Source organism: Ensifer sp. GW823-FHT05D09, assembly GCF_058795755.1.
The window spans coordinates 356762-369422 of sequence record NZ_JBXAIA010000006.1 but is presented as its reverse complement, the minus strand read 5'-3'; the positions used below and the strand labels follow the sequence as shown (position 1 = coordinate 369422).

The 12661-nt window shown below is 63.2% G+C and carries 6 protein-coding genes; 4 read left to right on the top strand and 2 right to left on the bottom strand.

Going from position 1 to position 12661, the window contains the following annotated elements; all coding sequences use genetic code 11:
- The first annotated feature begins 17 nt into the window (after positions 1–17).
- The 4 genes from htpX (at position 18) to purH (ending at position 6146) form a co-directional block, all read left to right on the top strand.
- The gene (gene htpX, locus AC1Q80_RS19420; RefSeq protein ID WP_492361487.1) at positions 18–980 is read left to right on the top strand and encodes a zinc metalloprotease HtpX; all 963 of its coding nucleotides are present in this window, start codon (positions 18–20) and stop codon (positions 978–980) included.
- Positions 980–2392: an RsmB/NOP family class I SAM-dependent RNA methyltransferase gene (locus AC1Q80_RS19415; protein ID WP_492361486.1), complete on the top strand. Its 1413-nt coding sequence runs from the start codon at positions 980–982 to the stop codon at positions 2390–2392. Before htpX ends, AC1Q80_RS19415 begins: the two co-directional genes overlap by 1 nt.
- 336 nt (positions 2393–2728) lie before the next feature.
- Positions 2729–4414, top strand: a complete 1686-nt coding sequence (locus AC1Q80_RS19410; protein WP_492361518.1) for a heparinase II/III family protein — start codon at positions 2729–2731, stop codon at positions 4412–4414.
- Between the two features lie 121 nt (positions 4415–4535).
- Entirely contained in the window at positions 4536–6146 is a 1611-nt protein-coding gene (gene purH / locus AC1Q80_RS19405; protein WP_492361485.1) for a bifunctional phosphoribosylaminoimidazolecarboxamide formyltransferase/IMP cyclohydrolase, read from the top strand.
- A 59-nt stretch (positions 6147–6205) separates the two neighbouring features.
- Here purH and AC1Q80_RS19400 read toward each other — a convergent pair whose 3' ends face one another.
- Both AC1Q80_RS19400 and AC1Q80_RS19395 read right to left on the bottom strand, forming a co-directional pair.
- Positions 6206–7633 (bottom strand): MFS transporter, encoded by a 1428-nt coding sequence (locus AC1Q80_RS19400; protein ID WP_492361484.1) that lies wholly within the window; start codon positions 7631–7633, stop codon positions 6206–6208.
- A 156-nt stretch (positions 7634–7789) separates the two neighbouring features.
- Complete coding sequence (locus AC1Q80_RS19395; RefSeq protein ID WP_492361483.1) at positions 7790–12583, bottom strand: NAD-glutamate dehydrogenase; 4794 nt, start codon at positions 12581–12583, stop codon at positions 7790–7792.
- Positions 12584–12661 lie beyond the last annotated feature (78 nt).

Here is a 12661-nt window from a genome sequence, read left to right as displayed (position 1 = left end):
ACGACCCGGAGCCCATCATGAACCTCGTTCGCACCGCCATGCTGCTCGCAGTGATGACCGCCCTGTTCATGGCGGTCGGCTTTGCCATCGGTGGACGTGGCGGCATGATGATTGCCTTCGTCATGGCGGCGGGCATGAATTTTTTCTCCTACTGGAATTCCGACCGCATGGTTCTGCGCATGTATCGTGCGCAGGAAGTCGATGAACGCAGCGCGCCGGAGTATTACGGCATCGTGCGCGATCTTGCCGCCAATGCCGGCCTGCCGATGCCGCGGGTCTATGTGATCGACAGCCCGCAGCCGAACGCCTTTGCGACCGGACGCAACCCCGAGAATGCCGCTGTCGCTGCCTCCACCGGCCTGCTTCAGGCCCTTAACTATGACGAGGTTGCAGGTGTCATGGCGCATGAACTGGCGCACGTCCAGAACCGCGACACCCTGACGATGACGTTGACGGCGACACTTGCCGGCGCGATCTCGATGCTCGGCAATTTCGCCTTCCTGTTCAGCGGCAATCGCGAAAACAACAACAATCCTCTGGGCTTTGTCGGTGTCCTGATCGCGATGATCGTCGCGCCGATTGCGGCGATGCTGGTGCAGATGGCGATCAGCCGCACGCGCGAATATTCCGCCGATCGCCGTGGTGCCGAAATCTGCGGCAAGCCATTGGCTCTGGCTTCGGCTTTGCAGAAAATCGCCGGTGCCGCACACCGGATTCACAACGACGATGCCGAACGCAATCCGGCGACCGCGCATATGTTCATCATCAATCCGCTCTCCGGCGAGCGCATGGACAACCTGTTTTCCACCCATCCGAACACTGAAAACCGGATCGCCGCCCTGCAACAGATGGCGCAGGAGATGTCGATGGGGTCGACGTCGCCGGTTCGGGCTGATAATCCGGTGCGCAAATCGCGCTCTGTTCCCTCTACCGGTTGGGGTCGCGGTGGTTCCGAACCGCCGAAAGGTCCCTGGTCCTGATGTCTGCCGAAAACAACAACGATTCACGTCCGAAACAAAACCGCTCGCACAAGCAGCCGGTCAGGTCGAAAAGGCCTGCACAACAGGAACGCGGCCCAGAAAAGCCCGGTCTGCGCACGCGTCAGGCGGCGGCCAAGATCCTCGGCGCGGTTGTTGATCGCAAGACGTCGCTCGATGGCATGCTCGATCATGAGCATGGCAATCCCGCCTACCGCGAACTGAACGAGGCCGATCGGGCGCTGGTGCGCGCCATTCTCAATTCGGCCCTGCGCCACCTGCCGCGCATCCAGGCGGCGATCGGTTCGATGCTGCAGACCCCACTTCCCGAGGGCGCGCGCGCCCTCGACCATGTTCTGGCCGTGGCCGCCGCGCAGATCCTCTACCTTGACGTTCCCGACCATTCCGCCGTCGACCTTGCCGTCGAGCAGGCACAGGCCGATCCGCGTAACCGCCGGTTTGCCAATCTGGTGAATGCCGTCCTTCGCCGCTTGTCGCGCGAAAAAGACGCGATCCTCGAAAGCCTGCGCACCCTTCCGGCAATGCCGGATTGGTTCTTCGACAGGCTAGTCCAGCGTTATGGGCGCGAGCAGGCCGACCTCATCGCCGAAGCGCAGCTGACGCCGGCGGCGATCGACCTGACGGTCAAGTCGGACGCCAATGGTTGGGCTGAACGGCTCGGCGGCACGGTCTTGCCGACAGGGTCTGTCCGCCTTGCCGAATTCTCCGGCTCCATCCCTTCCTTAGCCGGATTCTCTGATGGCGAATGGTGGGTTCAGGATGCGGCCGCATCGATCCCGGCCCGCCTGTTCGGACCGCTTGCCGGAAAGACCGTTGTCGATCTCTGCGCTGCCCCCGGTGGCAAGACGGCGCAGCTCATCCTCGCCGGCGCAGACGTCACGGCGTTCGATCAGTCCGCAAGCCGCTTGCGCCGCTTGAAGGGCAATCTCGAGCGTCTGGGCCTTCAGGCAGAGATGAAGGAAACCAACATGGCCGATTTTCGGCCTGAGGACCTCTTCGATGCCGCCTTGCTCGATGCGCCCTGTTCTTCGACCGGGACGACCCGCCGCCACCCGGACGTGCTTTGGACCAAGGGGCCGGAGGACATCGAGAAGCTCGCGCTGCTGCAGGAGCGTTTGCTGCGCCACGCGCTGACGGTGGTCAAACCTGGTGGTATCGTCGTCTTCTCCAATTGTTCGCTTGACCCGCGTGAAGGCGAGGAAGTGGTTACCCGGGTGGTAGCTGCCGGCGCTGACTATGAACGCGTTCCGGTTCTGGCCAAGGATTGGCCGGGGCTGGAAGATGCGATCACCCCGCTGGGTGAAGTGCGCACGACCCCGTCGATGTTCCCGCTCGATCCGCCTTTCGCTGGTGGACTCGACGGGTTCTACGCCGCAGTGATTCGCCGCAAATAAGTCTGGAAAAGTCGAATTGCCGTCCGGACAGCCTCGGATGCGGGCTGTTTTGTTGTGTCAATTGACGCTTTAAGGCTGCGAGCCTATCAAAGACGAAATAATTGTTAAAAGTTTAATGATCTTTCCGGCACCATACGGAGTTGACGTTGAGCGCCGCCTGACCGTTCGGACAGACAAGGACGCTCTGACATTTTGAAACGGCGCATGGTGCGTCTCGAAAATCGAATACGGATCTTCGGGGGGGCGCATGCGTTATCGATACTGGCGCGAAGCCGACGCATCCGTTCGACGAACTCGCACGGCTTGCTTCAGGAATGAGGAAACCGGCGGGCGTTGATGGTGTTTTCCGGCAGGCGAAGGCTTTCCTATCTGTATGCGCGTGAAGGCTGGCGCCGCGTGTCGCGCCGGCTTTCGGTCGGCCGCGTCTCGTCGCTGCGCTTTACCGGTTCGACGCCCAGCCGCCTGATCGTGGCGCCAACGGACCTCAGGGCTGTCGATCCCTTCGTGGCCGAGGAAATTCTTGAAGGTCGCTACCCGTTGGCCGGTCGCGTGCTCGACACCGAAGGCGAATCGCCGTTTGAAATCGACCTACCATCGCTTGAATTCGCCGTCCGGCTGCATTCGTTCGGCTGGCTCCGGCATTTGCGGGCCATCCGCGAGGATGCCGGCTTCGTGCGCCTGCGGCAGATCGTCGACGACTGGATCGCCACTCACGGCCGTAATTTGGGTGGCATTGCCTGGGATGCCGACGTCATTGCCCAACGCATCATCGCGTGGCTCTCGCACTCGCCGGTGGTGCTGCGCAATGCGGAGCATGGCTTCTATCGCCGTTTCCTGAAAAGCGTGGCCTTCCAGGTCCGTTATCTCCGACACATCGCCGAAACGGTCAGAGATGGCGAAGCGCGCCTGCGTGTCCGGATGGCGCTTGCCATGGCATCGGTCTCGATGCCGTCGACGCCCTCGGCCATTCGCAAGGCGTCGCGTCACCTCGATTTCGAACTCGACCGGCAGATCCTTGCCGATGGCAGTCATTTTTCGCGCAGTCCGCGCGCCGGCCTGGAGCTGCTGCTCGACCTGCTGCCGCTGCGCCAGACCTATGTCAATCTCGGGCATGACGTGCCGTCACGCCTCATTCCCTGCATCGACCGGATGTATCCGGCCTTGCGCTTCTTCCGCCACCAGGGCGGCGAATTGGCGCTCTTCAACGGTGCCACCTCGGTGCTGGCGCATGAACTGGCCTCGGTGCTGCGCTACGACGAAACAGCCGGTGAGCCGTTCCGCTCGCTGCCGCTTGCCCATTACGAGCGCCTGTCGATCGAAAACACCGTCGTCATCGTCGATACCGGTCGGCCGCTTTCGGTCGATCTGTCGCGCAGCGCCCATGCGGGCTGCCTGTCGTTCGAAATGTCCTCCGGCAAGACGCGGTTCGTGATCAATTCGGGCGCGCCGAAGTTTGCCGGCGAACGGTTCCGCCAGATGGCGCGGATGACCGCGGCGCACTCCACCGTCACCGTCAACGACACGTCGTCCTCTCGCTTTTCGCAGTCACGGTTTCTGGGACCGATCATGACCAGCGGCGTCTCGCGGGTCGTCGTGGAGCGCAAGGACGAACCGGGCCGACTCGAATCCGTCGCGGCCAATCATGACGGCTATCTCTCATCGTTCGGGCTGTTACACGAGCGCGACATCGGCGTGCTCAACGGTGGCCGGATAATCCGCGGGCGCGACCGGCTTTCGCGTGCCGACGGCAGCGATCCCGAGGAAACCAACACCGCCGTGGCGGTCGCCCGCTTCCACATTCACCCGGCCGTCACAATTCGCCAGAACAGCGGCCGCGAGATCTACCTCACCGCACCCGACGGCGAAGTCTGGCTGTTTGCCTGCCAGGACGGCGAACTGGCGGTCGAGGAAGACATTTTCTTTGCCGATCCCTCGGGCATCCGCGCCTCGTCACAGCTGACGGTCACCTTTGCGGTTGCCAGGCAGCCGGAGATCCAGTGGACCTTCTCGCGCACAAACTGAGCTTATTTTAGGATGTGCGCTTGCCGAGGTTCCTTCGGCCGGCAAGCTATGCTAACGGGCAGCCATCCCAATGCCGGAGCATCCTCCCCGCGCGTCCGGCGCCGCCAAAGGAGCATGGTTGATGGCTGTCGCCTCCAAGAAAATTCCCGCCCCGAACGAGGTTCCTGTCCGGACCGCTCTCCTCTCCGTGTCCGACAAGACCGGCGTCGTCGAGCTTGCTCGGGCGTTGCACGAAAAAGGCGTGCGCCTGGTTTCGACCGGCGGCACGCACAAGGCGCTGGCACAGGCAGGTCTTCCCGTCAGCGACGTTTCGGACCTCACGGGCTTCCCTGAGGTCATGGACGGCCGGGTCAAGACCCTTCACCCCGGTGTCCACGGCGGCCTGCTGGCGATCCGCGACGATGCCGAGCACCAGGCGGCGATGTCGGCCCACGGCATTACCGCGATCGATCTGGCGGTGATCAACCTCTATCCCTTCGAGGAAGTCCGTGCGCAGGGCGGCGACTATCCGACGACGGTCGAAAACATCGATATCGGCGGCCCTGCCATGATCCGCGCATCGGCCAAGAACCACGCCTACGTCACCATCGTCACCGATCCGGCTGATTATCCTGTCCTCATCGAAGAGTTGGCGTCGGGTGCCACCACCTATGCGTTCCGCCAGAAGATGGCTGCCAAGGCCTATGCCCGCACGGCCGCCTATGATGCCGCCATCTCCAACTGGTTTGCCGAGGCGCTCGACACGCCGATGCCGCGCCACCGCGTTCTCGGCGGCGTCTTGAAGGAAGAGATGCGCTACGGCGAAAACCCGCACCAGAAGGCGGGCTTCTACGTCACCGGCGAGAACCGTCCGGGCGTGGCGACCGCCACGCTGCTGCAGGGCAAGCAACTCTCCTACAACAACATCAACGACACTGACGCCGCCTTCGAACTGGTGGCCGAGTTCCTGCCGGAGAAGGCGCCGGCCGTTGCGATCATCAAGCATGCCAACCCTTGCGGCGTGGCCACGGCCCCGACGCTGGTCGAAGCCTATCGGCGGGCGCTCGCCTGCGATTCCACCTCGGCCTTCGGCGGCATCATCGCGCTCAACCAGCTGCTTGATGCGGAAACGGCCGAAGAGATCGTCAAGCTCTTCACCGAGGTCATCATCGCGCCTGAGGTCAGCGATGAGGCCAAGACGATCATCGCCCGCAAGCCGAACCTGCGGCTGCTGACCACCGGCGCCCTGCCCGATCCGCGCATTCCGGGCCTTTCGGCCAAGACGGTCTCCGGTGGTCTTTTGGTCCAGACCCGCGACAACGGCATGGTCGAGGACCTGGAGCTGAAGGTGGTGACCAAGCGCGCACCGACGGCGCAGGAACTGGAAGACATGAAGTTTGCCTTCAAGGTGGCGAAGCATGTGAAGTCGAACGCCGTGGTCTACGCCAAGGACGGTCAGACGGCCGGCATCGGCGCCGGGCAGATGAGCCGCGTCGATTCTGCCCGTATCGCTGCGATCAAGGCGGAAGAGGCGGCCAAGGCGCTCGGTCTGGCAACGCCATTGACGCGCGGCTCGGCCGTCGCCTCCGAAGCCTTCCTGCCGTTCGCCGATGGATTGCTCTCGGCGATCGCGGCCGGCGCTACCGCCGTCATCCAGCCGGGTGGCTCGATGCGCGACGAGGAAGTCATTGCCGCGGCCGATGAACATGGCGTCGCCATGGTCTTCACCGGCATGCGCCACTTCCGCCACTGACAGGGCCCGGGGACGACGCTTCACGCCGGCCCCGGATTTTCGCACCTAGCTTGAGACCATCAGAAGCCGTCGCGCCCAAAGGACGCGGCGGCTTTTTTGCGCCCGTCATCCGCCGGATAGGGCGTGCGCAGCAGGATCATGAGGCCGGCGACCAGGAAGGCGATGAGGGCCATCATGCCGATGCGGGCCGAGTCGGTGGCAAGCGTGATCGTGGCGACCGATGCCGGGGCCAGGAACGATGTCGCCCGACCGGAGAGGGCGTAGAGGCCGAAATAACGGCCGGCTTCGTCGATGCTGACACTGCGGGCGAGATAGGAGCGCGACGAGGCCTGCACCGGGCCGAAGGCGATGCCGACCAGCAGGCCGTAGAGGATGTAAGCCTTCTCGGCCGCTGTGCCGAACAGGCCGCCGGAATCGTCAGTCGACAGCGGCATGAGGCCGAACAGAGTGAATCCCGGACCCGTCGAAACAATGCCAAGCGTCGCGATGATGAGACACACGAGGCTCGCGGTAACGATGACCTTGGAGCCGAGCCTTGCATCGAGCCTGCTCGCATAAAGACACCCGCCGATCGCGACGATGTTCAAGATGATGCCGTAGATTCCGAGTTCGAGGGTCTGCCAGCCGAACATGGCGGCGGCGAAGGTACCGCCGAGCGCCAGCAGCCCGTTGACACCATCCTGGAAGATCATGCGCGCGATCAGGAAACGCATGATGCCCGATCGTTGCCGGAGTTCGCCGAGCGTACCCTTCAGTTCCCGCAGGCCCGTGGCGGTCGCCTTGCGCAGCGACATCGTCGCTTTTGTGGCGTCGGGTGTGAAGAGGAACATCGGAATGATGAACACTAGGTACCAGAGCGCCGATATCGGTCCGGTTATGCGTGCGTCCTCGCCCTTGCCCGGATCGAGGCCGAACAGCGGGTCTATACCAGCAGCAGTCTTGCCGGTTTCCGGATTTGCCGCAAGAAGCGCCACGACGGCGATCAGGACGATCATGCCGCCGAGATAACCGAGCCCCCAGGCGATGTTGGAAATGCGGCCGACATCCTTCTCGTCCACCAGCCGCGTCATCATCGAATCGTTGAAGACGATCGAAAATTCGGCAGCGACCGTGGCGAGAACGATGAAGAACGCGGCGTAAATGATCGGTGAACCGGGGGCAGCAAACCAGAGCATCGCCAGGGATGCGATCTTGATGACGGCGAAAAAGCCGATCCAGGGCTTGCGCGGTCCCGTCGCGTCGGCGATCGAGCCGAGCACGGGGGAAAGAATGGCGATGATGATGCCGGAAACGGTGAGCGTATAGCCCCACATCGCCTGACCGACAGCGTGATCCTCTGTCAGCCGCGAGACGAAGTAGGGGCCGAAGATGAAGGTGGTGATGACCGTGAAGAAGGGTTGCGCTGCCCAGTCGAAGAGCATCCAGCCGGCTATGCCCGCGCGTGACGCGCGCGGTCGTTCGTCTGTCCTGTCGGCCGAAATCTGCAAGTGCCCCTCCCGAAAAAGACTGCGCCGCGCATCCCCTCGAACGCGCGGCGCAGACTATCTTCAATCTGATCGTTTCCAAATGGTCCAGAGCGTAATGCAGGCGAAAAAACTGCCCACATTTCTGCTCCCCGGATGATCAGTCCCTAAGAGGCAGGATTACCTCGCCCTTCCGCGTGCCAGGTCATTCAGAAGGCCCGCAGCGACGGTGATCTTGGCAAGCGTGGTTTCACCCTTCTCGGTCAACAGACGCAGCTGGCCCGTTGCTTGGGCGACCCGCTCGCGCTCGTTCTCCTCCCAGGCGGCGACCGGGCTGCGTTCCTTTTTCTGCTCGCGCAGTGCCGCTGCAGTGATATCGCGCCGCGCGGCGGCGATATCGGATACCGCCCGTGAAAGCGCCATCGCCTCGAACTGCTCGGTTGCCGGCACACGATCGGAGGCGGCCAGCAGCCGGTTGATCCGAAGCGTGTCGGTGACGGCGAAGTATCCTTGCGCGGTACGGTTCAGCGTCTCGCCGGTTTCGGCAGAAATCTGCATGATTTCCGGCACCAGCGTCATCAGGGCCAGTTCCGAGATCTCCTCGGCAAGCTTGGCGGGTACGCCGCCCTCGACGAAGGCAGCTGTCTTCACCTGTGCTTCTTCGGCGCTCTCGCCGGAGACCGCGGTCCGCATCGTGCCGCGCAGCTTCTGAAGCCCGTCGCGCAGCCGCGATACGGCCTCGGAAACCGAGCCGGTTGCCGCATGGGTGCGCAGCGCCCGCTCGGTCACGAGCGTGAAGATGCGGCCGACTTCCTGGTAAAGGACGTTCTGCAGCCCGCCGCCGATCTTGGTGTCGAGGGCGTCGATCTCGTCATAGATCCGCGGCAGGTCGAAGCCATCGAGCGCCAGAACGGCCGCCTTGACGACATCCGCCGAGAGGAAACCTGTCGCATCCGTCAAGGTCGATACGAAGGCAGGGCCGCCACGGTTGATGACCTCGTTGGCGAGCACGGTCGCGATGATCTCGCGGCGCAGGCGGTGGCCATGGATGTCGCCGGCATAGGTCTTGCGCATCTTGCCGGGGAAGTAGCGTTCCAGTGTCGCCGTGAAATACGGGTCGTCCGGAAGGTCGCTGGCGATCAGCTCGTCGAACAGAACCAGCTTGGAGTAGGAGAGCAGCACGCCGATTTCCGCACGGGTCAAGGGCTTGCCCGCCTGGTAGCGCTCAGTCATCGCCTGGTCGGTCGGCAGCGTCTCGACCTTGCGGTTGAGATGACCGTCGACCTCCAGCCGCGTCATCAGTCGGCCGAGCGTCGTGCGGTTGCCGGCACCCTGCATGGCGGTCAAAGAGATCGCCAGCGACTGCTCGTAGTTGTTGCGCAGCACCAGATGGCCGACTTCCTCGGTCATCGACGCCAGCAGCGTGTTGCGCTTTGGCCGGGTCAGGCGACCGTCTCGCATGGCGGACGCCAGCGCGATCTTGATGTTGACCTCGACGTCGGACGAGTTGACGCCCGCCGAGTTGTCGATGGCGTCGGAGTTGCAGCGACCGCCATTGAGGCCGAAGCCGATGCGGCCCTTCTGGGTGACGCCAAGGTTTGCGCCCTCGCCGATGACACGGGCGCGGACCTCTTCGGCTGCCACGCGGATCGCGTCATTGGCGCGGTCGCCGACTTCGGCATCCGTCTCGTTGCTGCCACGCACATAGGTGCCGATGCCGCCGAACCAGAGGAGATCCACCTGGCTCTTCAGGATCGCGTTCATGATCTCGAACGGCGTCGCCTTCTGCTTGTCGATGCCGATCGCCGCCATCGCTTCCGGCGTCAGCGTCACCGACTTTTCGGCACGCGAAATGATCATGCCGCCTTCCGACAGCGTCTTGCGGTCATAATCCTGCCAGCTCGAACGCGGCAGGGCGAACATGCGCTTGCGCTCGGAGAAGGACACGTCCGTATCCGGGTTGGGATCGATGAAGATGTCGCGGTGGTCGAAGGCTGCAAGCAGTCGGATCTTTTCCGACAGCAGCATGCCGTTTCCGAAGACGTCGCCCGACATGTCGCCGACGCCGGCAACCGTGAAGGGGGTCGTCTGGATGTCGATGTCCATCTCGCGGAAGTGGCGCTTGACGGTTTCCCAGGCGCCGCGGGCGGTGATGCCCATCTTCTTGTGGTCGTAACCGGCCGATCCGCCCGAAGCAAACGCGTCGTCCAGCCAGAAGCCGGCTTCCTGCGCCAGACCGTTGGCCGTGTCGGAGAAGGTCGCCGTGCCCTTGTCGGCGGCGACGACGAAATAGGGATCGTCACCGTCGCGGCGCAGCGTGTCCACTGGCGGCACGACATCCTGGCCGACGATGTTGTCGGTGACCGACAGCATGGTCCGGATAAAGGTCTTGTAGGCTTCGGTACCGGCCTTGAACACCTCGTCGCGGTTGCCGCCGACCGGCAGTTGCTTCGGATAGAAGCCACCCTTGGCGCCGACGGGCACGATGACGGCGTTCTTGACCTGCTGTGCCTTCACCAGGCCCAGCACTTCGGTGCGGTAGTCCTGTGCCCGGTCGGACCAGCGAAGACCGCCGCGGGCGACCTTGCCGAAGCGCAGGTGCACGCCTTCGACCTCGGTGCCGTAGACGAAGATTTCGCGGAACGGACGCGGCTCGGGCAGGCCGTCGAGCTGCTTGGGGTCGAGCTTGAGGGCAAGCACCGCACGCGGCTTCCCGTCGGCGTCCTTCTGGAAGTAGTTGGTCCTGAGCGTCGCCTCGATGGCGTTGACATAACGGCGCAGGATCCGGTCCTCGTCGAGGCTCGGGACCGACGATAGCGCGGTTTCGATCGAGGCGATGAGCGTGTTGCACTTCTTGGCCCGTGGCTTCTCTTCGAGCGCCGGGTCCATGCGGGTGACGAACAGCTTGAAGATATCGGCGGCAATACCGGGATACTTGTTCAGCGTGTCGGCGATATACCCTTGAGAATAGGTGATGCCGGCCTGGCGAAGGTAGCGGGCATAGGCGCGCAGCACCGTCACTTCACGGGCGTTGAGACCTGAAAGCAGGATCAGCCGGTTGAAGTTGTCGTCCTCGATCGTGCCGTTCCAGGCGGCGAGGAAGGCTTCCTCGAGTGCTGCACCCGACTTGTCGAGATTGAGCGCAAGCCCGTCGCGATGGACGAGTTCCATGTCGTGCAGCACGACGCGGTGCTTGTCCTCGCCATGCTTGCCGACGTTGAGGTCGTAGGTCTGTTCGCTGATGACACGGAAGCCGAGGTTTTCGAGCAGTGGCACGCGGCGCGACAGCGATACGGGCTCGCCGGCATGGAAGATCTTCAGCTCAGCCGTATCCGGTCGGTTGACCGGGCGGTTGTAGTTGTAAAACGAGATCCGGATCGGATCTTCCGCCTTGCAGGCGGCGATGTCAGCGAGGTCCGCATAGGCTTCGGCCGGCGTGAAGAACGACTGGTAGGCGCCGTCGACATCGAGTTCGATGCCGTCCTTGCGGGCAAGCAGGTCGAATCGATCGATCCAGCGCGTGACGATGCCGCGCACGGCCTCTTCGAGCTTGGCCTGCGGGATGCGCGGGGTCTTGCCGCTGGTGCGGCCGATGATGAAATGGACGCGCGCCAGGCCACCTTCCGGGAAGGCCGGATAGTAGGCCGAAACGCGACCGTCATAGGCTGTCTTCAGATAGTCGCCGATCTTCTCGCGCACGTCGGAATCATATTGTTCGCGCGGCACGAAGACGATGACCGAAACGAAACGGTCGAAATGGTCGATGCGTGGCAGAACGCGGATGCGCGGACGGTCGCCGAGCTCATTGATCTGTTCGCAGAAGGCGGCCAGCAGCCCGACGTCGATCTGGAAGAGATCGTCACGCGGGTAGGATTCGAGCGTGTTGTCCAGCATCTTGCCGGAGTGGCTCTGCGGATCGTAGCCGAAATGGTCGACGATCTTCTCGATCTTGTGGCGCAGCAGCGGAATTTCGGCCGCCTGGCGGGTATAGGCCGATGAGGTGAACAGGCCGACGATGCGCAGTTCGCCGGCGACATTGCCGTCGGCATCGAAACGCTTGACGCCAATGTAGTCCATATAGGCGCGGCGGTGCACCACCGATTTCACGTTGGCTTTGGTGACGATCAGGAAATCCGGGCTTTCGAGGAAGGCCAGAATTTCCGGCGTCGTCAGAACCGCGTCCTTGCCCTGGCGCAGCACGCGCACATCGGGGTTGGAAAGGATGCCGAGACCCCTGCCCGTGCCACGCTCGACCGAGGCCTTCCCGCCCTTGCCCGAATAGGTGTACTCGCGCATGCCGAGGAAGGTGAAGTTATTGTCCCGGAGCCAGCGGAGGAAGGCGAGCGCTTCGTCGCGGTCGCTCTTCTTGCGCGAGGCATTGTAGTCCTCAAGTTCCTGCATCGCCTGATCGAGCAGCGTCGTCATCGCCGGCCAGTCGTGCACGGCCTGATGAACCTGTTCGAGCACGTCGCGGATACGGTTGCTCAGCGACTGCGCCTCGACCGGCGTCAACTTGTCCAGATGGATCTGGATATGGCTGACGCGGTGCGCCGGGTCGCTCGGTTCGTCCGGATCGAACAACTTGACGGGCTTGCCCGGCTCCTGGACCAGAATGGGATGGATCGCGAGATGGATGTCGCGGTGCGTGCTCGTCACCTCGCCCATGACCGAATCGTAGAGGAACGGCATGTTGTGTTCGGTGACGGCAATGATCGAAACCTCGGTGCCGCCAGGCGCGACGCCGGGCACCGTTTCAACAGAAACCTGAGGTTTTCCGCCGTCCCAGCGCGCGAGTTCGCTCCTCGCATGGGCCGCCGTCAGTGCCAGCATGTCCGCCGAATAGAGATCGAGGTCGTCGTTGCTGGCCCCGCCGAAGAGGATCTCCGGCGCCAGCGCGTCGGTGCCCAGTTTGATGGCGGCCGCCTTCGCTGCGTCGATGTGTCTGTCCCGCTTCGGATTGTATTTCACGCCCATGAAGTTTCTCCCATTCATGATAGGCTAGACCCTATCAGAACCATGGCTAATGGCGACCGCTTTTTATGACGATTTCGG